The sequence below is a fragment of the Mucilaginibacter sp. genome, from assembly GCF_025359345.1.
Lineage (GTDB): Bacteria > Bacteroidota > Bacteroidia > Sphingobacteriales > Sphingobacteriaceae > Mucilaginibacter.
In genome coordinates this window covers 333,214-356,996 of record NZ_JANYGQ010000038.1, presented here as the reverse complement: position 1 = coordinate 356,996, position 23,783 = coordinate 333,214, and the positions used below count along the sequence as shown (strand labels likewise).

The 23,783-nt window shown below is 44.6% G+C and carries 24 protein-coding genes; 8 read left to right on the top strand and 16 right to left on the bottom strand.

What is annotated here, in order from left to right; translation table 11 throughout:
• Window positions 1–131: 131 nt before the first annotated feature.
• Complete coding sequence (locus Q0R52_RS29240) at window positions 132–1,778, bottom strand: M28 family metallopeptidase (RefSeq protein WP_295802111.1); 1,647 nt, start codon at window positions 1,776–1,778, stop codon at window positions 132–134.
• 315 nt (window positions 1,779–2,093) lie between these two features.
• On the opposite strand from Q0R52_RS29240, the gene Q0R52_RS29235 reads away from it, so the two are divergent.
• From Q0R52_RS29235 to Q0R52_RS29225, 3 genes are all read left to right on the top strand, one after another.
• A complete protein-coding gene (locus tag Q0R52_RS29235; protein ID WP_295802109.1) occupies window positions 2,094–2,417 on the top strand; it encodes a hypothetical protein in 324 nt (107 codons plus the stop codon).
• Window positions 2,418–2,553: 136 nt separating this feature from the next.
• The gene (locus Q0R52_RS29230; protein WP_295802107.1) at window positions 2,554–3,249 is read left to right on the top strand and encodes an SIMPL domain-containing protein; all 696 of its coding nucleotides are present in this window, start codon (window positions 2,554–2,556) and stop codon (window positions 3,247–3,249) included.
• 363 nt (window positions 3,250–3,612) lie between these two features.
• On the top strand, window positions 3,613–4,026 hold the full coding sequence (locus Q0R52_RS29225) for a hypothetical protein (protein ID WP_252788799.1): 414 nt from the start codon (window positions 3,613–3,615) through the stop codon (window positions 4,024–4,026).
• Window positions 4,027–4,177: 151 nt separating this feature from the next.
• Here the strand turns inward: Q0R52_RS29225 and serS are convergent, their stop codons facing one another.
• Entirely contained in the window at window positions 4,178–5,449 is a 1,272-nt protein-coding gene (gene serS / locus Q0R52_RS29220; RefSeq protein WP_295802104.1) for a serine--tRNA ligase, read from the bottom strand.
• 140 nt (window positions 5,450–5,589) lie between these two features.
• Here serS and rsmI point away from each other — a divergent pair, with 140 nt between their 5' ends.
• Both rsmI and lnt read left to right on the top strand, forming a co-directional pair.
• Window positions 5,590–6,270 (top strand): 16S rRNA (cytidine(1402)-2'-O)-methyltransferase, encoded by a 681-nt coding sequence (rsmI, locus tag Q0R52_RS29215; protein WP_295802100.1) that lies wholly within the window; start codon window positions 5,590–5,592, stop codon window positions 6,268–6,270.
• Window positions 6,271–6,457: 187 nt separating this feature from the next.
• The gene (gene lnt / locus Q0R52_RS29210; RefSeq protein ID WP_295802099.1) at window positions 6,458–8,083 is read left to right on the top strand and encodes an apolipoprotein N-acyltransferase; all 1,626 of its coding nucleotides are present in this window, start codon (window positions 6,458–6,460) and stop codon (window positions 8,081–8,083) included.
• A 58-nt stretch (window positions 8,084–8,141) separates the two neighbouring features.
• On the opposite strand, the gene ftcD is transcribed toward lnt, so the two are convergent.
• The 8 genes from ftcD to Q0R52_RS29170 all read right to left on the bottom strand — a co-directional run bounded on the left by ftcD (window position 8,142) and on the right by Q0R52_RS29170 (window position 16,770).
• Window positions 8,142–9,824 carry a glutamate formimidoyltransferase gene (ftcD, locus tag Q0R52_RS29205; RefSeq protein WP_295802097.1) on the bottom strand — a complete coding sequence of 561 codons (1,683 nt, stop codon included), beginning with the start codon at window positions 9,822–9,824 and terminating at the stop codon, window positions 8,142–8,144.
• A gap of 70 nt (window positions 9,825–9,894) precedes the next feature.
• Entirely contained in the window at window positions 9,895–11,109 is a 1,215-nt protein-coding gene (gene hutI / locus Q0R52_RS29200; RefSeq protein WP_295802095.1) for an imidazolonepropionase, read from the bottom strand.
• 203 nt (window positions 11,110–11,312) lie between these two features.
• The gene (gene hutU / locus Q0R52_RS29195; RefSeq protein WP_295802094.1) at window positions 11,313–12,986 is read right to left on the bottom strand and encodes a urocanate hydratase; all 1,674 of its coding nucleotides are present in this window, start codon (window positions 12,984–12,986) and stop codon (window positions 11,313–11,315) included.
• On the bottom strand, window positions 12,964–14,523 hold the full coding sequence (hutH, locus tag Q0R52_RS29190; RefSeq protein WP_295802092.1) for a histidine ammonia-lyase: 1,560 nt from the start codon (window positions 14,521–14,523) through the stop codon (window positions 12,964–12,966). The genes hutU and hutH overlap by 23 nt, the downstream gene beginning before the upstream one ends.
• A complete protein-coding gene (locus Q0R52_RS29185; RefSeq protein WP_295802090.1) occupies window positions 14,516–15,019 on the bottom strand; it encodes a helix-turn-helix domain-containing protein in 504 nt (167 codons plus the stop codon). Before Q0R52_RS29185 ends, hutH begins: the two co-directional genes overlap by 8 nt.
• Before the next feature lie 154 nt (window positions 15,020–15,173).
• Entirely contained in the window at window positions 15,174–15,677 is a 504-nt protein-coding gene (locus Q0R52_RS29180; protein ID WP_295802087.1) for a hypothetical protein, read from the bottom strand.
• Window positions 15,678–15,839: 162 nt separating this feature from the next.
• Complete coding sequence (locus Q0R52_RS29175) at window positions 15,840–16,406, bottom strand: DinB family protein (protein ID WP_295802085.1); 567 nt, start codon at window positions 16,404–16,406, stop codon at window positions 15,840–15,842.
• Window positions 16,407–16,434: 28 nt separating this feature from the next.
• Window positions 16,435–16,770: a helix-turn-helix domain-containing protein gene (locus Q0R52_RS29170; protein WP_295802083.1), complete on the bottom strand. Its 336-nt coding sequence runs from the start codon at window positions 16,768–16,770 to the stop codon at window positions 16,435–16,437.
• Between the two features lie 146 nt (window positions 16,771–16,916).
• On the opposite strand from Q0R52_RS29170, the gene Q0R52_RS29165 reads away from it, so the two are divergent.
• Entirely contained in the window at window positions 16,917–17,507 is a 591-nt protein-coding gene (locus Q0R52_RS29165) for a hypothetical protein (protein ID WP_295802081.1), read from the top strand.
• A gap of 14 nt (window positions 17,508–17,521) precedes the next feature.
• Here the strand turns inward: Q0R52_RS29165 and Q0R52_RS29160 are convergent, their stop codons facing one another.
• From Q0R52_RS29160 to Q0R52_RS29140, 5 genes are all read right to left on the bottom strand, one after another.
• Window positions 17,522–17,839, bottom strand: coding sequence for a 2Fe-2S iron-sulfur cluster-binding protein (locus Q0R52_RS29160; protein ID WP_295802079.1), 318 nt, complete (start codon window positions 17,837–17,839; stop codon window positions 17,522–17,524).
• 123 nt (window positions 17,840–17,962) lie between these two features.
• Window positions 17,963–18,973 (bottom strand): NAD(P)/FAD-dependent oxidoreductase, encoded by a 1,011-nt coding sequence (locus tag Q0R52_RS29155; protein WP_295802077.1) that lies wholly within the window; start codon window positions 18,971–18,973, stop codon window positions 17,963–17,965.
• Window positions 18,974–19,115: 142 nt separating this feature from the next.
• Window positions 19,116–20,018, bottom strand: a complete 903-nt coding sequence (locus tag Q0R52_RS29150) for a LysR substrate-binding domain-containing protein (protein WP_295802075.1) — start codon at window positions 20,016–20,018, stop codon at window positions 19,116–19,118.
• A 101-nt stretch (window positions 20,019–20,119) separates the two neighbouring features.
• Window positions 20,120–20,332 carry a hypothetical protein gene (locus Q0R52_RS29145; RefSeq protein ID WP_295802074.1) on the bottom strand — a complete coding sequence of 71 codons (213 nt, stop codon included), beginning with the start codon at window positions 20,330–20,332 and terminating at the stop codon, window positions 20,120–20,122.
• Window positions 20,333–20,412: 80 nt separating this feature from the next.
• Window positions 20,413–20,817, bottom strand: coding sequence for a VOC family protein (locus Q0R52_RS29140; protein ID WP_295802073.1), 405 nt, complete (start codon window positions 20,815–20,817; stop codon window positions 20,413–20,415).
• Window positions 20,818–21,130: 313 nt separating this feature from the next.
• Between Q0R52_RS29140 and Q0R52_RS29135 the strand changes: the two genes are divergently transcribed.
• Both Q0R52_RS29135 and Q0R52_RS29130 read left to right on the top strand, forming a co-directional pair.
• Window positions 21,131–21,604 carry a sigma factor gene (locus Q0R52_RS29135; RefSeq protein WP_295802072.1) on the top strand — a complete coding sequence of 158 codons (474 nt, stop codon included), beginning with the start codon at window positions 21,131–21,133 and terminating at the stop codon, window positions 21,602–21,604.
• Complete coding sequence (locus Q0R52_RS29130) at window positions 21,604–22,200, top strand: cupin domain-containing protein (protein ID WP_295802071.1); 597 nt, start codon at window positions 21,604–21,606, stop codon at window positions 22,198–22,200. Before Q0R52_RS29135 ends, Q0R52_RS29130 begins: the two co-directional genes overlap by 1 nt.
• Before the next feature lie 106 nt (window positions 22,201–22,306).
• On the opposite strand, the gene Q0R52_RS29125 is transcribed toward Q0R52_RS29130, so the two are convergent.
• Window positions 22,307–23,746: a glycosyl hydrolase 53 family protein gene (locus Q0R52_RS29125; RefSeq protein ID WP_295802069.1), complete on the bottom strand. Its 1,440-nt coding sequence runs from the start codon at window positions 23,744–23,746 to the stop codon at window positions 22,307–22,309.
• Window positions 23,747–23,783: the final 37 nt, after the last annotated feature.

The window sequence follows — 23,783 nt, the reverse complement described above, 5'->3', positions numbered from 1 at the left end:
AGCTTTTGTTATTTTGGCGTACTCCATTGTCATTGCGGGGAACGAAGCAATCGCGAACTATGCAAGTTCACTCTGTAAAGTTCGCGATTGCCGCGCTCGTACCTCGCTCGCAATGACAAAATCTTCATTGTCTACTTCCCCCCCATTGATTTTTCCCTTACGGCCTTAAACTCCGAACCGGCTTTCCAACCCGGGAAGGTGGTTTCATTGGCAAGCTTATTACCTACTTTAAATAGCAGGTTTGCTACCTGGGCCATGCCATTGGCATCCATATCCGGCGTGTAGCTATCTGATGGCTGGTGATAATGTAGGTCGCCGTACTCCTTTTGTTTGGCCTTTCCATAGGCTTCGCCATGGGCGGCGCTTTCGGCACCATTATTCATATCAAGCGCAGGCACGCCAACCTTGGCAAAGTTAAAATGGTCCGACCTGTAATAACCGCCCGCGCCGGGGTTTTTATCCCCGGTTAACTTTTTTCCATCTGCTTTTGCAAATTCAGCGACATAATCATCCAGATCGTTTTGACCCTTGCCGGTAATTGCAAAATCATTCGTCTTGCCGTAGCTGCCTAAAGCATCCATGTTTAAATCAGCCACGGTTTTGTTAAGCGCAAATATCGGGTGCGATGCATAGTACTCCGAACCCAGCAAGCCTTGCTCTTCGGCCGTAACCGCCAAAAATACAATGGAGCGCTTCGGCCTTTCTTTTTGTTGTGCAAATGCTTTGGCAACATTCAAGACCGCTGCTACGCCACTGGCATTGTCAACAGCTCCATTATAAATACTGTCGCCTTTGGCATCCGGTTTACCAATGCCCAGGTGGTCCCAGTGAGCTGTATAAAGTATACATTCTCCGGGAGTTGTGGTACCTTTTAAAACAGCAATTACGTTATGCGATGTAGAATATTTCAATTTAGTTTTAACAGTTACCGTCGCCGTCATATTTAACGGTATAGCCTTAAAATCTTTTTTACGTGCTATCGCCCTGAAATCGCCGGTGATACCTGCTGCGGCGAACATTTTTTTGGCAGCATCCTCGGTGATCCAACCCTCTACTTTGCAGCGCGACATGTGTTTATCCTTTTCCTGCAAATAAAGCTTGGCACCGGTAAAGCTGTTAGCGACCACGCTCCAGCCATAGCTTGCCGGTTCTGTTTGGTGCACAATGATAATACTCGCCGCCCCCTGGCGTGCTGCTTCTTCATATTTATAAGTCCACCGTCCGTAATAGGTCATAGTGTCCCCTTTAAACAGGGTACTGCTTCCCGATTTAAATCCCGGGTCGTTTACTAGTACCACTACAGTTTTGCCTTTTACATCAAGACCAGCGTAATCGTTCCATTTATATTCCGGCGCCACCACTCCATAGCCGGCAAAAACCAATGGCGATTTGGTAAGCTGTACTTCCTGAACCTCCTGCCGTGTAGAGGCCACAAAATCAGACATATAATTAAGGCTTAAATCCCCCTTTGCACCGCTAACGCTCATGGTTGCCGATGGTGTGCTCGTAACCTCAACCATTGGCACGTCCTGGAAATAGCTGCCGTTGTTACCCGGCTCCAGCCCTTCCTTTTTAAATTGTGATGAGATGTAGGCAATAGCCTTTGTTTCGCCAGCGGTAAAAGGCTTGCGGCCCATCAGCGAATCGTCTGCCAGCACAGCGATGTGGCTTTTTATTTCATCGCCGGTGATTACACTTGTTTCTTTTGTTTCCTGCTTACAACCAACAGCAAAAATAACCGACGCGAGGCACGCAAAGTGGTAATAATTTATCTTCATAATGGGGTCAAGTAAAATCAAATGTAATGAAAAAGCATAATCGTTTGCATTTTGCCGGCATACATGTTACGTTTAAAGGCAGCATACATGGTTCAGCATAAATATTTTCGCTTCAACACAATGAATTTCAATATTTTACGTTCGATATGCGAAAATCATCATTATTTCTCAGCCTGTTTCCGCCCGGAAACGAACATTGTACTGTATCAGAATAGTGCAGGCGAACGGTTAATATCAGCATAAAAACTTACAAATCAATAAGTTAAAACTACGGCACGCAGTTTGAGCAATATTATTTAGTAAATAATATTTGATATGAGCCATCGTAAACCCCTGATACGCCGCACCTTTTTACAGGAGCGCTACGAAATTTTAATAAAAAGGCAAAGAGATGGCAAAGCCACTTTTAATGAGCTTACTGAACTTGACGACATCGTAAATCGCGACCCTACCATTCGCGAAATAGTACTGATTGAAAATTACTTTATGCCTGGTAACGATGACAATACCGACCAGACTAACCCCGTAAAGGAAATAATAAAACCAGCCCTACAAACCAGTTTTTTTGATAGACTAAAAGATTTTTTTGGTCGGCTATTTATCTTACCCGTAGCGCAGGCCAAAGCACTGATCGTATAACAGACATCGCTTTCAGACCCCCTAAATCTTGGTACAGCCTTTTCCAATTTCCGTCTTTCCGGACTTTTCGGTCTTTACTAACTTTCCGACTTTAAACCTACCTTTGCAATTATTGTCTACTTATAAAATAACAACCATGAAAAAATTATTCATTTTAATAGCGCTGGTAGCAATTACCGGCAGCACATTTGCACAGGCGGTTGATTTACGCCGTAAAATTGAAGTAAGCGGCATCGCCGAAAAAGAGGTTACTCCCGACATTATTAATGTTTCTATCTCGCTACAGGAATACCTCGACGGTAAGAAAAAAATTACTATTGATCAGCTGGAGAGCCAATTGGAAAGCGCAGTAAAGGAAGCGGGAATTCCCAAAGAGGATTTCACCGTCAATAGTGTTTCGGCATGGAACAATACCTGGAACAAGAAAAAAACACCCGACTTTTTGGCAAGCAAACAATACCTTATCAAGTTTCACGATTTGAATAAGTATAACCAGATATTAAACAAGGTTGACCCTAAGGGCATTCAATCTACCAATATCGAGAGCTTCGACTATTCAAAAATGACCGACCTGAAAAAGGAATTAAAAATACAGGCACTGCTGGCTGCGAAGGAAAAAGCAGGCTATTTATTGGCAAGCATTAATGACAAGGTTGGCGACGCTATCAGCATTACCGAGGTTGACAATGGCAATTACCAGGCACCCCGGCCAATGATGTATGCAAACAAGGCACTGATGGCAAACGCAGCACCCGCTGAATCAGATATTGACTTTAAAACAATAAAACTAAGTTTTCAGATCAATGCAGTCTTCGAAATTGTTAACAAGTAATTTAACGTCCGGAGAATATTAATTTAATATTCTCCGGAATGTTACCCAAGCCATGTTGCAATTTTTATAAAATTGCAAGCCATTTGATAAGAAAATCAAAAACCAGAGAAATAAAGTATTCCTAAAAGTTGTAATATTCATATTACAATGCACTTTATCAACATCTTTTTGTTTGCGAAAACTCCATCAACAGTGTAATTAATTAACTTTTAATTAACATCAATCAATATCCTCTTATTTTTAGAGTTTTTAAGGTGAAATTGTAGAAAATACACCCCACTTCAAGTGCCTGGCAGCTGCCATTAATCACTTGACAATGTGAATTTTACAATTTATATTTATAGACCCTAATTTATTCCGAGCATGATCCGTACACGCTTCAAAAAGGTACTATTGGTTGCACCTGAGATTTTCCCTAATCAGCTACTGGCTGATTATACCAATGTAAGGCACGTTACTGCAACCAGCAGCGTGTTTCCATCAATCTATGAACAAAGTCCTGACGTAATTGTATTTGATTATGACTTTATAGGTAAGGATCTTGAAAAAATCTTACGCCGGTTAAAAACGAATAAGTTTTACAATAAGATAAAAATCTGCTGTTTCAAAAACTCGGCTAACGAAAAAACCGACAGCTTTTTGAAAGTGTTGGGGGTCGACCACTTGATTTATCGCGAACAGCTTACGGAAAACGCAAAAAGTAAATCATTGTTAAGCACCTTTAACTCGGTAATCGATGCTTCCATTGTAAAATGGGTAATTAGCGCTACGCACTAATAGCGCAAGCCGGTTCGGCACAATTTACGTACGACATTGTTCCCTTTCAGCGAGAGACGCAAAAATTGCGTCTCTACAAAATATTGCTATCTCCCCCCATTCAAGCGGCCGTTCCTCCTAATCTCTAATCACAAACCTTTATTCTCTAAACCTAATCTATCCACTCAAACTTTGTATAAGGCACCAACACTTCTGGTATTTTAATACCTCTTTCAGTTTGGTTATTTTCTAGCAACGTTGCCACAATACGTGGTAGAGCCAATGCGCTGCCGTTAAGTGTATGTGCCAATTGCGTTTTTCCTTCAGCATTACGGAAACGAAGTTTCAAACGGTTACTTTGGAAACTTTCAAAATTCGAAACAGACGATACCTCCAACCAGCGTTGTTGCGCCGCGCTCCAGGTCTCCATATCATAAGTTAAAGCCGAAGCAAAACCCATATCGCCACCACATAACCGCAGCACGCGATAAGGCAGACCCAGATTTTGCAACAAACCCTGAACATGCAGGCTCATCTGTTCCAGTGTTTCATATGATTTATCAGGATGTGCTACCTGCACAATTTCTATTTTATCAAATTGGTGCAAACGGTTTAAGCCCCGCACATGGGCACCATAAGAACCGGCCTCGCGGCGGAAACATGGAGTATGTCCGCAGTTTTTCATCGGCAAATCCTCTCCCTTTAAAATCACATCCCGGTACATATTGGTGATAGGCACCTCCGCAGTAGGTATCAGGAATAGCTTATCCTCGGTTACATAATACATTTGCCCTTCCTTATCCGGCAACTGCCCGGTACCAAACCCTGATGCTTCGTTCACCATTAACGGTACGCTTACTTCGCTGTAACCTGCTTTTTCAGCCTCGTCAATAAAGTAATTAATTAAAGCACGCTGCAATTTGGCACCCTTGTTTTTGTATACCGGGAAACCGGCACCGGTTATTTTAACACCCAGTTCAAAGTCAATCAGGTTATATTTTGCAGCCAGCTCCCAATGCGGCAGGGCATTTTCGGGTAATTCAGGCTTTGCTCCGTTTTGCAATACAACTTCGTTTTCCTCCGGCGTTAGGCCCTTAGGTACCGAACTGTGCGGCAGGTTGGGCAGCAGTACCAGCTTTTGGTAAAGGTCTTCTTCTATAGCTGATAGTTGTTCCCCAAGCTTTTTTATGTCTTCTTTCCAGGCGCCTGTTTTTGCTTTCAGTCCTTCTGCTTCATCCTTTTTACCTGTGCGCATCAACTCGCCAATTTGCTTTGCTGCAGTATTGGCCTCGGCGGAAGTATTATCCAGGGTAGTTTGAGTCGACCGTCTTTCATTGTCTAATGCAATCACCTCGTCAACCAATTCTGGCTGTTTAAAATTTTTTACAGCCAAACGTTCCAAAACCTGTTCCCTGTTATCGCGGATATAACTAACTTGCAGCATTATTTTATTTTTTAGGCAAAGATATAAATAAGTCCATAGTCAATAGTCGATAGTCCATAGTAATTTGAGATTGCGGACAGCAACCTCTGAGAAAACTAATGGCTATAGTCTATTGTCCATGGTCTATGGACCAAAAAAACATGAACTCCACTGGAAAACTATACTTAGTCCCCACCCCTATCGGCAACCTCGAGGATATTACCTTCAGGGCTATCCGTATTTTGAAGGAAGTTGATTTGATTTTGGCGGAAGACACGCGCACATCGGCGCCGCTGCTAAAGCATTTTGATATTCACCAAAAGGTATTTTCGCACCATCAGCATAACGAGCACCAGTCATCCAACGAGATCGTAAAATTTTTAAAGGAGGGGAAAAACATTGCACTGATATCTGATGCAGGCACTCCCGCCATATCCGACCCGGGTTTTTACCTGGTACGCGAGGCTTTAAAAAACGATATTGCTGTTGAATGCCTGCCCGGTGCAACGGCGTTTGTGCCCGCGCTGGTAAATTCCGGCTTCCCTACCGACCGCTTTTGTTTCGAAGGCTTTTTACCGTTGAAAAAGGGGCGACAAACCAGGTATAAAACCTTAGCCACTGAAGACCGTACCATTATACTATACGAATCGCCGCACCGTTTGTTAAAAACACTCGACGAGATGGCCACTTATTTTGGCGCCGACAGGCAGTTATCTGTATCGCGCGAGCTCACAAAAATGTTCGAAGAAACAGTTAGGGGCACCGTTGCCGAAGTAAAAACTTATTTTGAAACGCACCCGGTTAAAGGGGAATTTGTGATATGTGTGGCGGGGAAAAATTGATAAGAAACCAAAACACACGTCATTGAGAGGAACGAAGCAACCTCTACAAAGGACAGTCACGAACCTTAATGTTTGTGGGTACCTAAATGCGGCTGACAGGTCACCACAAAGCTTTTGCTTCATTGATTAGCATACGTAGAGATTGCTTCGTTCCTCGCAATGACGTTGATATAATATAGAGTACTAAATGAAAAAAAACATCCTTCTCACAATCGCATCAGGTTTACTGCTTTGGCTGGCGTGGCCACCAATCCCTTACACCACTTTCCTGCTGTTTGTTGGTTTTGTGCCGATGCTGATTGCCATTGAAAACATCATTAATTCGGACTATAAAAAGAAAGGTAAGAAAATTTTCGGTACTGCTTTCCTAGGCTGTTTCGTTTGGAACACGGCATCAGTATACTGGGTTTACAATGCAATTAAAAAGGATGCGGGGTTTGCTGCGTTGCCGGTGTCGTTTATCCCCTACTCTTTGGGGCCGTTGTTAATGGCATTTGCCGTATGGCTTTATTACCGGTTACGGGTGGTGAGCAGCCGGGGCATTGCGCTTACAGGGTTGGTTTGCTTTTGGGTTGCTTACGAATACCTCAACCAAACCTGGGCCCTGGCCTTCCCATGGATGACACTGGGAAATGGCTTTGCAGTATCGCATCAAATGGTGCAATGGTATGAATACACAGGCGTATATGGTGGCACCATTTGGATATTGGCATTAAACGTACTGCTGTTTTTAATTTACATAGGTTTAAAAGAGGCAGCGGATAAAAAGTTAAAACTACGATTGATTTCGGCTTTTGTTATATTGCTTGTTGTTCCGGTAAGTGTTTCGCTTTATCGCTATAACAGTTATCATGAACAAGTAAACCCTTCGAACGTTGTTGTCGTGCAACCGAATATTGATCCGTATGCCAAAGAGAGCACCATGCCGGCTATACAACAATTAGGTATACTAACCCACCTGTCCGATTCCATAGGCCAGCACAACACCGAGTTTTTTATATGGCCCGAAACAGCAATAGTCGACCCGTTTAATGAGGACGCCATACGCAGCAACGGCTATTTTTTAAACGCACAGCGATTTTTAAACAAATTCAAAAACGGGAACCTTATCACCGGCGCCGAAACCTTTAAGCTGTATAACAAACCAATTACCGGGAATGAAAATTACGATGAGCAATCGCACCTGTATTACCAAAACTTTAACTCGGCAGTAAATATCGAAAACTCGGCAAAGGTGCAGTTTTATCACAAATCGAAGCTGGTTCCCGGAGTCGAAGCTATGCCATTTGGCGATGCGTTATCGTTCATGAAACCAGTATTTGCACAACTGGGCGGTGCAACCGGCAGCTACGGACGCCAGGACGAACCCTCCGTATTTTATTCGCAAAGCGGCATCGGCGTGGCTCCCGCTGTTTGTTTTGATTCAATTTGGGGAGAATGGATTGGCACGTCTGTACACAAAGGTGCCCAGTTTATCGCTATCATCACCAACGACGGATGGTGGGAAAACACAACAGGTAAGGATCAGCACCTTGATTACGCCAAGCTTCGGGCCATCGAAACCCGCCGCTGGGTATGCCGTTCGGCAAATACCGGTATTTCAGCATTCATTAACCAGCGCGGCGACCTGGTGCAGCACACCAAATGGTGGACGAGAACCGCCATCAAACAAAACATCAACCTAAATTCCGACCTTACTTTTTATGTATTGCACGGCGATTATTTAGCGGAACTGGGAAGTATTTTGGCCGGATTGGGGATTGTATTTATTGTGGTAAAAAGATTGCCCCGGAAACATCCCACCACTGCCTAACCGCAGGTTAACCACGCTCTCCCCGCTTTATAGTAATAAAAAGGGCAGAGCGTGGTTATCAAACTATTTTACTGTTCACCAGCTCAATAATCTCACCCTCCAGTTTCATCGCCTTCTGTTCAAGCTCGTTACCCTTAGCAATAACATCGTTTACAAACGTTTTGTCTTTATATCCCGAAGCATTTATCTTCACATTCATAAATGCGCCGATAACTGCGCTACGGGCACAAAGGGCGGCTACCCCTGCATCGGTAACTGAATTTGGGTTGCCGGTTTCGGCCATGGCTTTGATTACTGATAAGCTTCCGTAGGCTGCCTGCATTACTTTAAACGGAATCTCAATGGCGTAGCGGGTGGCGTCCTGTATGGCTTTATCGCGCGCAGCTTTTTCGTCATCATTACCTTTTGGCAAACCGAAGGCCTCCATTATTTTATTGAAAGCGGCTGTATCTTCATCAACAAGGCGCACCAACTCATCTTTGTATTGCTGTCCTTTTTCGGCCCAGTTGCTGAATTCTTCCCAACGGTCGTCCCAACCTTTTTTGTGCGATGACAGGTTGGCCACCATAGTTGCGAGTGCCGCGCCCAATGCACCCATGTACGCAGATATAGATCCACCACCCGGGGCCGGGCTTTCGCTCGCCGTTTCGTCGGCAAAATCAATCAACGTCATTGACGCCAGTTTAGATGATGCCTTATCTTTCAGTAAATATTCAATAATTCTTTCCTCAGGGATGAAAGGTGACAGCTCCGACAATCCCATCGATTTAATAGCAATTTTTACCAGCTCTTTTTCGCTCACCCCAACCGAACGCTGCTGCTTAAGCAGGAAATATTTTCCGGCATCAAGCATTGCCTTTAACGGAACCAGTCCCACCAATTCACTGCCGGTCACTCGCATACCGCGTTCCGCCGCTTTGGTACATACCTCGTCGAATGCTTTGTGCAACGGGGTAACCTCGATATTGGTAAGGTTCATGGAGATTTGGGCGATGCCATACTCCTCTATATACCAGCCAATAGCCTTTACCGATTTTAATGACCCGGGAATTGATTTCGGCTTCCCATTTTCATCATTAATTATTTTGCCGTTTATAGGATCGCCCTCGCGCATAACCCGGCCAGCCTCACGCACATCAAATGCGATGGAGTTTGCCCTGCGGGTGCTGGTAGTATTCAAATTCACATTGTAGGCAATCAAAAAGTCGCGTGCGCCGATAACCGTTGCCCCGCGTTTGGCATCAAATTCCTGGGGACCAAAATCAGGTTTCCATTCGGGCAGCTTTATCTTCTTAAAAAAACCTTCATACTCGCCTGCGCGGATTAACGAAAGATTATTCCGCTTTTTATCGGCCTGTGCATATTCATATAAATATGCGGGGATACCCAACTCTTCACCAACACGTTTGGCCAACTGCTTTGCATATTCCGCAGTTTCTTCCATGCTGATATTGGCAATCGGTATCAGCGGACAAACATCCGTGGCGCCCATACGCGGGTGCTCGCCTTTGTGTTTGCTCATGTCAATCAACTCGCCGGCTTTTTTTATCGCCAAAAAAGCGGCCTCGATAACCCGGCCCGGCTCGCCAACAAAAGTTACTACTGTGCGATTGGTAGCTTTACCCGGGTCGACATTCAACAGCCGCACACCCTCGACGGATTCTACTTCGTCAGTAATCTGTTTGATAATATCAAGGTTTACGCCTTCGGAAAAATTTGGAACGCATTCAATGAGCTGCATGGAGATTAGAGATTAGAGGTCAGAGATTAGTTTTTTATATTTTAGTTAGATGTTTTAAAAATCAGCGCAATCATTTAATCAAATTAATCAGCGGTTTTAGTTTGCCTTGCTGATACAATATCTCCCGGTAGTCATTAACCGGGTATGCCTGCATATCTGCCCGCATGCCAGTCGTTAATACTCCGCGGTCGGTTAAATTTAAAGCTTTTGCTGCGCGGTAGGTCAGCCCTGCAAATACTTCGGCAGTGCTCAATTTTTCGGCAGCGCTCATCACAGCCGCTTGCATCAGCAAATCGCCCATCGGCGCCGAGCCAGGATTCCAGTCGCTGGCAAGGGCAAGGCAGGCGCCGGCATCCAATAATTTACGCGCCGGGGCATATTGCATTCCCAAACCGAGCGATGCACCGGGCAAAGTTACGGCCACGGTATTCGATGCCGCCAGCAGTTTTATTTCGTTATACCCGCTGGCCTCTAGGTGGTCGGCGGATACTGCGCCAACATTTACCGCAACCCTGCTGCCGCTCGTGGTAAACTGGTCGGCGTGTACGGTTATGTCAAAGCCCATTTGTTTGGCTTTGTTTAGGTAGACGCTTGCATTGTCGGCATTAAAAGCGCTCTCCTCAATAAAAATATCAACACGTTTTCCCAGGTTTTCTTTTTTGATAATGGGCAGCAAATCGTTTAATACATGCTGCAAATATTCGGTTTGGCTGCCGGAAAAATCTTTAGGTACCATATGTGCAGCCAAGCAGGTGGCCACAATGCTTGCTTTTGTTTGGGTTGATGCCGCTTGGATAACCCGCAGCTGTTTCAACTCATGTTCAACCGATAATCCGTAACCGCTTTTTACTTCGATGGTGGTAACGCCTTCGGCCAAATGGCGCTCAATTCTTTTTAATAATGAATCTTTTAATGTTGCCTCATCTGCTGCGCGGGTTTGCGTTACCGAATCCCAAATGCCGCCGCCTGCTTTGGCAATTTCCAAATAGGTTTTGCCCTGTATGCGCATGGCGTAATCCTTTGCCCTGCTGCCTGCAAAACAAATATGCGTGTGGCAATCTACAAAGCCGGGTAACAGCACTGCCTCGGTTTCAATCTCTTTTATTTGTGCCGATGGGTTGTTTTTACGCAAGGTTTCAAAATTCCCAACGGACAATATCAATTCATCTTCAACCACTATCCCGCCGCTGGTTATTACCTGCAGTTGGTCATCCGTTAGCGTGCCTTTTAAGGGCATGCCCGTTAAGGGCAGTATTTGGGTGAATGGACCGTGGAGTGTTTTCATTTGTTTTATACTAAATTTCTACATATCGTCATTGCGAGGAACGAAGCAACCTCTGCACATGCTAATCAAAGTACAAAAAACTTTGTGGTGACCAAAAAGCGGCTTCAAGGTCACTATAATATTCAGGTTCCGTGAATGTCCTGCGTAGAGGTTGCTTCGTTCCTCGCAATGACGCGTGGTGAAGCATCTTTCGAACTTCCTCCCTACCACACCTTCAAATCAAACCTTTCCGCCCATTCCTTCGCTTTATCATATCCCGCATCGGCATGACGGAAAATACCCATAGCAGGGTCGTTATACAATACCCTGCTCAAGCACGTTGCGGCCCTGTCTGTTCCATCGGCTAAAACAACCATACCTGCGTGCTGCGAATAACCCATGCCTACGCCGCCACCATGATGGAATGATACCCAGGTCGCGCCACCGGCAGTGTTGGCCATCAGGTTTAACAAAGGCCAGTCCGACACAGCATCTGAGCCATCTTTCATCGATTCTGTTTCACGGTTTGGCGATGCCACCGAGCCGCAGTCCAAATGGTCGCGGCCAATTACTATCGGGCCTTTTACTTTGCCCGTTTTTACCAGTTTGTTAAACAAAAGCCCTGCTTTTTCCCTGTCGCCCATGCCCAGCCAGCAAATACGTGCGGGCAAGCCCTGGAACGATATTTTTTCTTTTGCATTGGTGAGCCATTTGGCCAACGGTTTATCATCCGGGAAAAGCTCCATCAGTGCACGATCGGTAGTAAAAATATCTTCCAGATCGCCGGAAAGGGCCACCCACCTGAACGGCCCTTTGCCTTCACAAAAAAGCGGACGAATATAAGCCGGTGTAAAACCGGGGAAGTTAAAGGCATCGCCTTCACCGCCCTGTCGTGCAAACTCGCGCAGGTTGTTGCCGTAATCAAAAGTAATGGCCCCGCGTTTTTGCAACTGCAACATCAGACCAACATGGCGTGCCATGCTGGCTAACGATAGTCGTTTATATTCCACCGGGTCTGTTTTGCGTAAAACTGAAGCCAGTGTTAGCGAAAGCCCATTGGGGATATAGCCATTCAATGGGTCGTGTGCCGATGTTTGGTCGGTGAGCATATCGGGGATAAAATTATCCTTCAGCAAATGTTCCAGCATATCGCCGGCATCGCTAACCAGGCCAACCGATAACGTTTCGCCTTTCGCCATAGCATCCTTTACCCACTTGATGGCTTCCTCGTAGCTATGCGTCATCTTATCGATGTACTGACTATCAAGGCGTTTTTGTATGCGGGTTTCGTCTACATCAGCACCTAAAAATACAGCACCTGCCATGGTTGCCGCCAATGGCTGAGCGCCACCCATCCCGCCAAGGCCAGCGCTAACTATCAGCTTGCCGGTTAAATCATTATTAAAATGCTGGCGACCTGCTTCAACAAATGTTTCGTAAGTACCCTGCAAAATGCCTTGTGTGCCAATATAAATCCAACTACCGGCCGTCATTTGCCCGTACATCATCAAACCTTTAGCGCGTAATTCGTTAAAATGCTCCCAATTTGCCCAGGCCGGCACCAAATTGCTATTGGCAATCAGCACACGCGGTGCTTCGGGGTGACTGCGGATGATCCCCACCGGCTTGCCCGATTGTACCAGTAACGAATGGTGCTCGTCCAGTTCAAGCAACAACTCAATAATTTTACGCAATGCTTCCGGGTTACGGGCTGCCTGGCCTATGCCACCGTAAACCACCAGTTCGTCGGGGTTTTCGGCAACCTGCCCGTCGAGGTTGTTGAGCAACATGCGCAAGGGTGCCTCGGTTTGCCAGCTTTTAGCATGCAACTGCATGCCGCGCGGTGCTTTGTACACCGGGTGACTGGCGTAGGTTTTAATAAATTCTGAATTCGTCATCGTTCCAGTTTATATTGTGAGCTGTAGCTGTATTGTTAATTGTGGTTAGGAATGCTCCGTTGGTAACCAGTTGGTGCAAAGCATTTATATCGTCGGCAAAAATACGGTCATCGCCAATATGCGGCACATTTTCGCGCACAAGCGCGTGGCACGCTTCCACAACCGGTGTTGATTTTAGTGGCCGCCTGAAATCCATAGCCTGTGCAGCATACAGCAACTCGATGGCCTGTATGTATTCCAGGTTATCTATCACCTGGTGCAGTTTCCGGCTGCTGATAGAGCCCATGGAAACATGGTCCTCCTGCCCAAGTGAGGTCGGCACGCTATCCGCACTGGCCGGGAAACAAAGGGTTTTATTTTCGGTAACCAATGCCGCTGTGGTGTACTGCGGTATCATCAGGCCAGAGTTTAAGCCGGCATTATTGGTTAATAATTTTGGCAAGCCATACCGGCCCTCGCTCATTAAATAACAGCGGCGGTCGGCTATGTTGCCTAATTCTGCGGCTGCAACGGTTGCATAATCAAGCACCATGGCTAAAGGCTGCCCGTGAAAGTTGCCCCCGCTAATGGTATCATCGGCATTAAAAACTATGGGATTATCAGTTACAGAGTTTAATTCAATTTCGGTCAGTTCCTTTAAATGCAGCCAGGCATTGCGCGATGCGCCATGAACCTGCGGCATGCAACGTAATGAGTAAGGATCCTGCACACGATCACAGTTTGCATGGGAGTTACAGATCTCGGAATCTTTTAACAAAGTCTCCAGCCGTTTGGCAACCAGTTTTGTGCCTTTATAAGGCCGAAGCTGGTGCAGCCGCTCGTCAAATGGCCTTGCAGAGCCCATCATCCCTTCAAGCGACATGGCGCCTATCACATCTGCACGGTTTAAAGCATCGTCCAATCGCTGTACGGCCTTTATAGCAAATGCCAGGATAAATTGTGTGCCGTTTATTAATGCCAGTCCTTCTTTTGGGCCTAAAGCCAAAGGTTGTAAATCATGCTTTGCCAGTACTTTCGCGGCTGGCAAGCGTTCACCGTTTTCATAAACCTCGCCGAAACCAAGCAATGGTAAAAACAAGTGGGCAAGCGGGGCTAAATCACCCGAAGCGCCAACCGAACCTTTCTCAGGCACTACCGGGATAATATCATTGTCGATATGCCATATAATGCGTTCCAGCGTTGCCAACGCGATGCCAGAGAATCCCTGCGCTAATGCCTGAACTTTGGTAATCAGCATCAGTTTTGCAATTTCCTGCGGGATAGGATTACCAACCCCCACACTATGGCTTTTTAACAAATTGCTTTGCAATAATGAGGTGTCCGCTTCCGAAATGCGGGTGTCACATAGCGGGCCGAAGCCGGTATTGATGCCATAAACCGGGAGCTGCGCATGCACTATCTTTTCAACCTCGCGCCATGATGCCTGTATTTTTGCAGCTGCATCGCTGTCAATTACGCCTTTCACTTTTCCGGCTGCAATATCAAGGCAAGTGCCTATGGTTAAATGGCTGCTGCCATAGTTAAATATTTCATTCATTGGCTCCGGCATTAATATTCAGTTTATCGCTTATCCTGTCGGCCAGGTTTACGTTTTTAAAAGCGTTTTCCAGCGCGCCGATGCTTGGTAATAAATGCATACACGCAGGGTCGTTGTTAATCACATCTTCCATAGTTAATAGTATGGCATCCCAAACTGGCAGTATCTGCGCAAGTAGAGTTCGGCCACTATCGGTTAGCTGCACCATTTGCCGCCTGCCGTCGTCGGCACTGGTGACGCTGGTAACCAGTTTCCGGTTTTTTAAATTGGTTATTAGCTGGCTGGCTGCCGGGTGCGATACTTCAGTTTGTTCGCTTAATTCCTTTATCGAAAGCGATTCGTTCTTCGACAATAAATAAAAAACCGGGAACCAACTGGCATCAAAATCAATCCCCTCATTTTTGTAAGCCCGGTTGATTTCGGCCAGGAAACCCTCGCTTAAGCGGCGTAACCTGCTGCCCAAAACCAGGTAACCGAGACTTTGATATAAATTCATGGCGCAATTTATATAAGTGCTTATATAAATGCAAATAAAAACGAAGATTTAACTAAGATTTTTTGGATTGGCTAGATTCTAAGATTTTTTGCACCGTGGAAATTTAGTATCGACTCGACCCATATTGTAACAACGGATTTTAATTCGCTACACGCTAATTAAGTTTCAATGATGTAAAGAAATTGTCTTTGTCTTTCGTCGTGTTGCCTTCGGGCACCAGGCAATTCAAGGCATATAGGTTAGTGCCGATGACGACCATAAAGGTGTAGGTCTTTAATTTTTTTGAAGCATTGCCGCCTTCAATAGTATAGCTGTAGTTGCCATTCCATTTGTCCACCTTAACTTCGCCCATAACATAGCCTGGCATTTGGCCAAACATGCTGGCTTTTATCCCGGCTGCAAAATCGGCAGTGGGTAATAACGCAGCAACAGCAGCCGAGTCCATTTGCATTGTCGCTTTTAAATCTACCAGCGAAACAATGCAGACCGTACTGTCTTTGGTTGAAGCCTTTTGACTATTTTGACCATATTTTTGCGGCTGTACAGGAAGTTTAACAGACAGTTTATTATCGAATTTGTAATTAACCCAACCAGTTTGAGCCTGTACGGTGGCAATGGTAATAAGGGCTGTAAAAATCAGCAGGTATACTTTTTTCATGAGTTGTTGCGACATAAATCGTTTCTAAAAATGAAGATAATACATTTTTAGAACAACAAAAACACTTTAAAATTGCATGAACATTTTGTTAATTTAATACTTTGCCAGTATTAGGTGTAGTTCAAAAAACCAAGTTAAAGGCTCAATCCAACCTCCATACTTCTAATCCTGTAATCCCGGTTCAAACGAGGGTATGTACTTGTCCTTTATTAAATTAATATGGTGCTGCTCATGCCCGGCTATATGGTACGCCAGGGCGCGTACGCTGGCATTATTGGCGGTGCCTGTACCTTTTCCAATCCGCATAAACGAATCTTCGGGCAGGCCGTTGAAAAGTGCGATGGTTGATTTGCGCACCAATTCATATTCTTCAAAAATATCATCCAGATCGCGCTCATTGGCCTGGGAGTAAATGGCGTAGCTATCCTGATCGAAACCGATAAGGTTATTTTGCTCGTTACGGGCAAAGCGCAGGGCGCGGTAAGCAAATATGCGCTCATCGTCGACAATATGTACAAGCGTTTCCTTAATGCTCCATTTATCTTCGGCATAACGATGGTAAAGCATTTTCTCCGGCAAGCTGTATATTAATTCTTTTGCCGCGACGAAATTATCCCATAAATGTTGTAAAACCAGCCCGTCATCCGGGATTAACTTCATATACATTATGGCGTACGGCGGAAATTCACCCTCCAGCGGCTTCGGTATCGTGCGTAATTTTTGAAACATAATCAGAATAGAAAAATGTAAACCAAAATTACAAATTTCCTTTACTATGCTGTTTGCCCCATTTTATCATTTCGTCGACTACGGGGGTAAGGGTAAAACTATAGGTGGTGAGTTTATATTCGATAGATACGGGATGGGTATCATGTACAATACGAAGGACAAGCTTACTTGCCTCTAAATCTTTTAGCTCTTTTGAAAGTACGCGGGTGGTAATATTGGGAATATTACGCTGCAAATCCCGGAAGCGGGATACGCCGGAATACATCGACAATAAAATAGGCAGCTTCCATTTGCCGTTGATTACGGCAAGCGTGGTTTGCACCTGGCTTATTTTGTCGGCAATTTTGCTTACTTCCTTAGCCATAATAATATACGTTGTTTGATTGATATTAAAAGTATATCAATTTATCGGGATTGCAAATTATTTTGGCGGTTAAGTTTTTGACACCCTTTAGTTTATAAGTATTTATCTACTTTTGGTCCCGAAAGCAAATCTATATATACAGCCAAATGATACCCAATCTTGAGCAACTACGCAAAAACTACGAGCAGTTCGATGATAAAAAATTATTGCGAATAGCCAGCGAAGAAGCCGCAAGGTTAAGGCCGGACGCTTTAGAATTACTGAAACAGGAAATAGCCCGGCGCGGCCTCACAACTGATGCCGCAAAAGCCGATATACTAACTAAAGAAGTAAATGCGGAAGAGCTTGCGGGCCATGTAGAAACTTTGCGCAACCTGCCTTGCCCGATTTGCGGGAGTACCGGGGAAAAGCTGAATGCCACCATTGTTTCGAACGTGATGAGCTTTATCGTTTTCACTCATCAAAGCAAGGAAGTAAAAATTGCCTGCCCGCGTTGCCTTAACAAGCAGAATAATAATGCGATGGTAAAAACAGCCTTATTAGGATGGTGGGGTATACCTTTCGGATTGATCCGCACTCCGGCGGCTTTAATGTTTAATGCCAGGCAAAAAGCCCAAAACGATTTACCGGAAGCAAACGACCTCTTTAAATCGTTTGTTTATGGAAGGCTGGGGCGTATAGAAGTAAATAAAAATAACCCGGAAGGACTGCAGGATATTATTACCCATATAAGATAATACACCGCCAGGGCTTATTCCTCCCCCCTAATCCTGAATACCATCCCATCCATATCTTCATTAATGCGCAACTGGCAGGCCAGGCGGCTGTCAAATGATGCATCGGGTAGTGTATCCAGCAGATCAAGTTCCTGGTCGGATGGATGAAAATATTTTTCCGGACCTTCCACAACCTGCACGTGGCAGGTGGCGCAAAGGGCCATACCGCCGCAGGTAGCCAAAATGTGGTGGTCGGTTGCTTTTAGCACCTCCATCAGGCTCAGGCTTATGTCTTCGGGTATTTCAACCGGGCGGCGGGTGCCGTCCCTGTCTTCAATTGTTAAATTAATCATGTTCTTACTTTGTAGAGACGCAACGCTCTGCGTCTTAAATGATCCGGGTGTACAATTTTCCGCGGGCAGGCAGTACCATCAGCCTGTCCTACGGGAGACGCAAAATATTGCGTCTCTACGATCTTAAAACGCAGTCACCCCATACACGGTGGTATATTTAAAACTCAGTTTCTGGTCGGGATAAACCTGTTTGAAGGCGCTTTGGGCCATCAGTGCGGCTTCATGGAAACCACATAGAATCAGCTTTAATTTACCGGGATAAATATTAATATCGCCAATAGCATAAACGCCTTTTACATTAGTGCTGTAATCCAGCGTATCAACCATTATGGCCGATTTGTCTACATTCAGCCCCCATTCGGCAATTGGGCCAAGTTTTGGTGTAAGGCCAAATAGCGGTATCAAATGGTCGGCGGCTATGGTCGATATTTGATTTTCACGATCGACTATCTCCACCTCCTGCAAATGCCCGTTGCCGTTAATAGCTTTTATGTGGGCTTGCAATACCAAGTTAATGCGACCTTGTTTGGCTAATTCAAATACCTTTTCGGCACTGTCCGGAGCCCCACGGAAAGTATCACCGCGGTGAATGAGGGTAATTTCTTCGGCAATATCAGCCAAAAAGATAGTCCAGTCTAAAGCAGAGTCGCCACCACCTGCCAGTACTACTTTGCGGCCACGGTAGGCTTCGGGATTTTTCACCATATACGCAACACCCTTACCTTCAAACTCCTCCAAATGGTCGATAGCGGGTTTGCGGGGCTCAAAACAGCCAAGGCCGCCGGCAATTACCACTACTTTGCTGTAAACTATAGTACCGTCGCTGGTGGTGGTTACGAAAGTGCCGTCTTCCAGTTGTTGTAATTCGTTAACGCGTTCGCCTAATGAGAAGGTGGGTTTAAACGGTTCAATTTGTTCCATCAGGCCATCAACCAGTTGCTGGGCGTTAATGGTTGGGAAGCCGGGTATATCGTAAATAGGTTTTTGCGGATATATTTCAGAAAGCTGGCCACCCACTTGTGGCAGCACATCAATTAAATGGCAACGCATTTTTAATAAACCGGTTTCAAAAACAGCGAATAAACCAACCGGGCCCGCGCCTATAATGCAAATATCAGTAGTTATAAGTTCCATAAAAGTACCATTGAAATAATGGCTAAAGGTCGCTGTTATTATAACCGTAGACTAATGATTAATAGTAATTAGCGATTACTTTAAGTTATGTGGCCCGGTATCCGTTTTTGTCATTCCGAGCGAGAGCGAAGAATGACAAAGGCTATGCCTTCAAATTATACGTCGTTAAACAAAACCGCTTAAATAAATCAATCAGCTTTGAATTTTTACCATGCAGTTGTATAAACTGGAACGTGCGGAAAATCTCGAGTCCCTTGATCTCAATAATGCTCAATTCGTTATATTTTAATTCACTGATAACAGATTGTATCGACAAAAACGTAGCCGTTTCAGAATACAGCAGGTACTGTTTTATGGCGATGCTGCTCTCCAGCCGTATCTCAACCTGTAAGTCTTTTGGGTTGATACCAGCATCGTTTAAGGCATTGAAGATAATATCCAACGTACCTGAGCCAGCCTCGCGAAGTATCAATGGAATGTTTAATAATTGTTTGGGACTTATTTCGGCTTTTTTTGATAACTGGTTGTTGGCGCGTGTCACCAATACAATCTCGTCTTTGGCAAATGGGGCATAGGCAATTTGCGGATAATGGGCCGCGCCTTCTACTATGGCAATATCAATCTTTTCAGCTAAAACCAGCTGGGTTATTACATCGGTATTGCCCTGTATAAAGGTGAAATTTACCTCCGGGTAAGTCTTTTTAAACAATGCCAGTATTTTGGGCAATATGGTTTGTGCAACGGTGGTGCTAGCGCCAATATGCAGCGTACCGGCTTCCATTTTATTTAGCTGGGCCAGCTCCGTTTCCAGCTCGGTGTAGGTTTGAAATATTTTTTCGGCATACTGCAGCAGTATTTTACCGGCCGTTGTTAATACTATGCTACTGCCATTGCGCAGAAAAAGTTGTACGTTCAATTGCTGTTCAAGCTCCTTAATATGTTTGGTAACAGCGGGCTGGGTAATAAACAATTCGGCCGCAGCTTTGGTAAAGCTTAGCCTGGTTGCAACAGTGTAAAATACCTTTAGGCGGAAATCAAATGCCATGGGTACGAATGTAGGAGTAAAGTAGCTGAAAGCAAAAAGACTAAAGCAAAAAGCTTTTCTTCTTTATTGCTTTCTGCTTTGGACTTTAAGCTTTCCTCTTCTTACGTTTTCTTCGCCGTTGCCACAACCACAATCCCCCCAATTAACAATATGCCGCCCAAATATGGCGGCCAGTTAACGGTTTTTTGTTTATTAACAGATATTTGCAGCGGGCCGGCGTCAACAACCTTTTCTTTTTTGGTATAGCTAAAGCCCGTCCATATCAGCATAGCGGCGCCGATAATAATTAATACAATTCCGATAGTCCTGTTCATGGTGAGGTGTGTTTAATAGCACAATAGGAATTTGGCAGAATTGTTTTTAGCCCTCAAACTTTTGACTAAAGACTCTTGACTTAGGACTTTTTATTTAACTGATTTTTTGGAACTATCCGCAATACCGAAATCACGATCCGGAAGCCATCGGGATCGACAAAGGTGATACCGTTATTTTTCCAATATGGATTTTTAGGCGTAACCGTGTGTACACGGTTTGCAATGAACCGCTCCTTTATCCGGTAAAATTCCTCAACCGATTCAGCATAAAAAACAAGCAGGTCGTCGTTATCCGGGTAGTGCGCCGGCGCAACGTTGGAGGTGGTGAACTCCAGGTGCCAGTCGGCTCTTTCCGGGCCCAAAAATACCCCGTCATAATTTTCGTGGTTTTTGAACTCACCTAAAACTTTTAAGCCCAAAACCCGGCCGTAAAAATCGATAATACGGTTCAAGTCTTTAGTATGCCTGGCAGTTCTGAACTTCATAGGTAAAAGAGTCAAGAGTCAAGAACCAAGAGTTTAAAAAAGCTACTATAACCCAGGTTTCATTGCTCAATTATCAAAACTAAACATATCTTTATAATAACGTCTAATTGAAGGCTAAAATATTGATAGGCTATTCACGTCCTGCTATTTTTTATCTCTTGGCTCCTGGCTCTCGATTTTTCACCACTCTATTCCCTGGTGGAATGCTTTAAAAACGTTAAGGTTTAAAAAATGCCGTTAGTTTTCATATCTTCATCGCAGTATTATTTTCAATGCCTGCATAGTAGGTCAGATATTTACAGTATACCAAATTTTGGATAATAATTACAGTACACAGCCCGTTTTAGTTGAATTGCTTTTGCGACGCGACCCGAAAGGCTGTCAGCATTTATGCGAGAGTTACTCGTCAAAATTATATGGTTATATAATAAAGATAGTAAACGACGCCGAAGCAGCGGAACAGTTGCTGGATATGACTTTTAAAAGAATTTGTAAAAACATACACGAATATAAACAAAGCAACCTGACATTTTTGTCGTGGTCGCTACAACTTGCCCGGGCAGAAAGTATTGATTACCTTTATATTATCAAACCGAAAACCGCACAGGTAAATAACTCGTATCATACTGCAACAGAAAGTGAAACAGCTATAGATGATATTACTGTTTTAAATATGATTCACCAGGGTTACAAAGTTTATGAAGTAGCCGAAATGTTGAATATGCCTGTCGACGAAGTGAAAACAAGTATTCGGAATGCGATGAAACAGAAGAGGAGCGTTAATTAATGGACGTACAAAAGTATATAGAAAGCGGTGTGCTGGAACAATACTGCCTGGGCCACCTTGATGAGGCCGAACAGGCATATTTAATCCAAATGACTATGCTTTATCCGGAAGTTAAGGCTGAATTAACTGCCGTTGAGCTTGCTTTTGAAGATATTTCTGCTTTGGCAGCTATTAAGCCAGCGCGAAATTTGAAACAAGATATACTTGCTGCAATTGGCTTTAACAAAGAAAATGCGACATTAAATGTAAATGATTTGCCTGTTTTAAGGCACGCGACTGACCCGGAGCCCTGGTTAGCTGCGTTTGCACATTTAATACCTATTGAGCCTACTGAAGACCTTACCGTTAACGTTATCCGCCATGATGCCATTGTGCAACAAATGCTGATGACCGGCAATACCGACGTGCCCGAAGAAGAACACGGCGAATTTTACGAAAGCCTGTTTATTTTAAAAGGTCGGTGCGAGTGCATGGTTGGCGATGAGCTTTTCGCCCTCGGTGCCGGCGATTTTCTAGAAATTCCGTTAAATGTTAAACACGATATTAAGCTGGTAACGCCCTACGTTACGGCTGTTTTGCAATACAGATTTGTTTGAAGAGATATTAAAGGCGAAAGGCTTTTGAGGAGAGGCGAAAGCTGAAAGGTTAAGGGCGAAAGGTTTTGAATTGCAGCTTTATGCCTTTCGCCTTTTACGTTTCACCTCACTTAACGTATTTCTTAGCAATCCCCGGGTATACGTTCATATACACGTTTGCTTTGCCATCGCGGTCGAAGATACCTTCCCACGTACTTAACGGCTCCCATATAAAGCTGCCCACTGCTTTGCTGCCCGGCGCGGTAAATGCTATATCATTAACCTGTTCCTTTAGCTGCGAGTATTCGGCAACCATTACCTGTTTGTTATACCGTTTGGCAAGGTCGGCCATGTTTTTCTGCAGATCTTCCAGCGTACCATGCCATTTTGGGTAATATGACAGGCCAATAACATCAAACGGCACATTGCGTTTGGCCATATTATCTAAAAAGAACTGCGACTCGGCGCTTTGCCCGCCTAAAGCAATATGCAGCATAATAATAGTTGATGGATTAACAGTCTTTACCGCCTTAACCCCCTGATATAACAATTGCGAAAGGCTGTCGAGGTTATTAATTGCACCTTCCGGCCATACAATACCATGGTTAATTTCGTTACCAACCTGGACCATATCGGGCGCGGTGCCTTGGTCTTTTAGTTGTTGCATCACGCGGGCGGTGTAATCATACAACGATTTTTTAAGCGTTTCGAAATCCTGGCCAGCCCATGCCGCAGGTTTGTTTTGCTGCTGCGGATCGGCCCAATAATCGCTGTAATGAAAATCGAGCAGAAATTTCATACCCGCAGCTTTTATCCGTTTGGCCATAGCTTTGGTGTGTTCCAAATCGCAGAAACCTTTTTTGGGCGAGTATCCTTTCGGGTTTGCCGGTTGGTTAAATATGCGCAGGCGGATATAGTTAAACCCATGCTGCTTCATAATTTCGATAGCATCGCCGGGTTTTCCATTTTCACTAAATTTCATTCCCCGGCTTTCCAGTTCCGGCAAAAAGGAAATATCGGCGCCTATAATTTTGTCATTTATTGTTTTGGGTTGGTATTTATCTGTAGTGACCAAATGCGGGGTTCCTGGTTGCACGGTATGTATTTCGGTCGAGCCCGGGAAAAGGCTGTCGGCCTGGGCCACAAATTTTACACGTCCACGGGTACGGCCTGTGCGTAATCTTACCTCGGTGCCGCTTTTTAGGGTAGATTTCCAGGTGGTATCGTTGGTTTTATCAAGGCCGGTGAAACTGTTTGGTATTGTACCATCGCTTATGTGTACAATTTTCGCATCGCCAATTACTTTAAATGTTCCCGGTAGCGCCACATCCTTAATCACATCGCCTTTACTGTCTATAATTTTTATGGTGATGATAGTTTCGTCCTTTCCATCGGCAATCATGGTGGTTTTGTAAGGTGTCACCTGTATTTCGGACGGAACGCCCGGAGGTTTTGGTTTAAACTTCCGGTTTTGAGCTATTGTTATATTTGCAATCAACATCAGCGATAACGCCACAAGTAACGTGCTTTTAAGTAAAAAAAGCTTCGTTTGGGTATTCTTTAACATAGTAGTACTCGGTTTGTTAAATATAGAGTATAAAATG

What these genes read in the sequence shown, in the direction of transcription:
- Q0R52_RS29240 (WP_295802111.1), bottom strand. Translation starts at nt 1,778, where the DNA reads ATGAAGATAAATTATTACCACTTTGCGTGCCTCGCGTCGGTTATTTTT.
- Q0R52_RS29235 (WP_295802109.1), top strand. Translation starts at nt 2,094, where the DNA reads ATGAGCCATCGTAAACCCCTGATACGCCGCACCTTTTTACAGGAGCGC.
- Q0R52_RS29230 (WP_295802107.1), top strand. Translation starts at nt 2,554, where the DNA reads ATGAAAAAATTATTCATTTTAATAGCGCTGGTAGCAATTACCGGCAGC.
- Q0R52_RS29225 (WP_252788799.1), top strand. Translation starts at nt 3,613, where the DNA reads ATGATCCGTACACGCTTCAAAAAGGTACTATTGGTTGCACCTGAGATT.
- serS (WP_295802104.1), bottom strand. Translation starts at nt 5,449, where the DNA reads ATGCTGCAAGTTAGTTATATCCGCGATAACAGGGAACAGGTTTTGGAA.
- rsmI (WP_295802100.1), top strand. Translation starts at nt 5,590, where the DNA reads ATGAACTCCACTGGAAAACTATACTTAGTCCCCACCCCTATCGGCAAC.
- lnt (WP_295802099.1), top strand. Translation starts at nt 6,458, where the DNA reads ATGAAAAAAAACATCCTTCTCACAATCGCATCAGGTTTACTGCTTTGG.
- ftcD (WP_295802097.1), bottom strand. Translation starts at nt 9,824, where the DNA reads ATGCAGCTCATTGAATGCGTTCCAAATTTTTCCGAAGGCGTAAACCTT.
- hutI (WP_295802095.1), bottom strand. Translation starts at nt 11,109, where the DNA reads ATGAAAACACTCCACGGTCCATTCACCCAAATACTGCCCTTAACGGGC.
- hutU (WP_295802094.1), bottom strand. Translation starts at nt 12,986, where the DNA reads ATGACGAATTCAGAATTTATTAAAACCTACGCCAGTCACCCGGTGTAC.
- hutH (WP_295802092.1), bottom strand. Translation starts at nt 14,523, where the DNA reads ATGAATGAAATATTTAACTATGGCAGCAGCCATTTAACCATAGGCACT.
- Q0R52_RS29185 (WP_295802090.1), bottom strand. Translation starts at nt 15,019, where the DNA reads ATGAATTTATATCAAAGTCTCGGTTACCTGGTTTTGGGCAGCAGGTTA.
- Q0R52_RS29180 (WP_295802087.1), bottom strand. Translation starts at nt 15,677, where the DNA reads ATGAAAAAAGTATACCTGCTGATTTTTACAGCCCTTATTACCATTGCC.
- Q0R52_RS29175 (WP_295802085.1), bottom strand. Translation starts at nt 16,406, where the DNA reads ATGTTTCAAAAATTACGCACGATACCGAAGCCGCTGGAGGGTGAATTT.
- Q0R52_RS29170 (WP_295802083.1), bottom strand. Translation starts at nt 16,770, where the DNA reads ATGGCTAAGGAAGTAAGCAAAATTGCCGACAAAATAAGCCAGGTGCAA.
- Q0R52_RS29165 (WP_295802081.1), top strand. Translation starts at nt 16,917, where the DNA reads ATGATACCCAATCTTGAGCAACTACGCAAAAACTACGAGCAGTTCGAT.
- Q0R52_RS29160 (WP_295802079.1), bottom strand. Translation starts at nt 17,839, where the DNA reads ATGATTAATTTAACAATTGAAGACAGGGACGGCACCCGCCGCCCGGTT.
- Q0R52_RS29155 (WP_295802077.1), bottom strand. Translation starts at nt 18,973, where the DNA reads ATGGAACTTATAACTACTGATATTTGCATTATAGGCGCGGGCCCGGTT.
- Q0R52_RS29150 (WP_295802075.1), bottom strand. Translation starts at nt 20,018, where the DNA reads ATGGCATTTGATTTCCGCCTAAAGGTATTTTACACTGTTGCAACCAGG.
- Q0R52_RS29145 (WP_295802074.1), bottom strand. Translation starts at nt 20,332, where the DNA reads ATGAACAGGACTATCGGAATTGTATTAATTATTATCGGCGCCGCTATG.
- Q0R52_RS29140 (WP_295802073.1), bottom strand. Translation starts at nt 20,817, where the DNA reads ATGAAGTTCAGAACTGCCAGGCATACTAAAGACTTGAACCGTATTATC.
- Q0R52_RS29130 (WP_295802071.1), top strand. Translation starts at nt 21,604, where the DNA reads ATGGACGTACAAAAGTATATAGAAAGCGGTGTGCTGGAACAATACTGC.
- Q0R52_RS29125 (WP_295802069.1), bottom strand. Translation starts at nt 23,746, where the DNA reads ATGTTAAAGAATACCCAAACGAAGCTTTTTTTACTTAAAAGCACGTTA.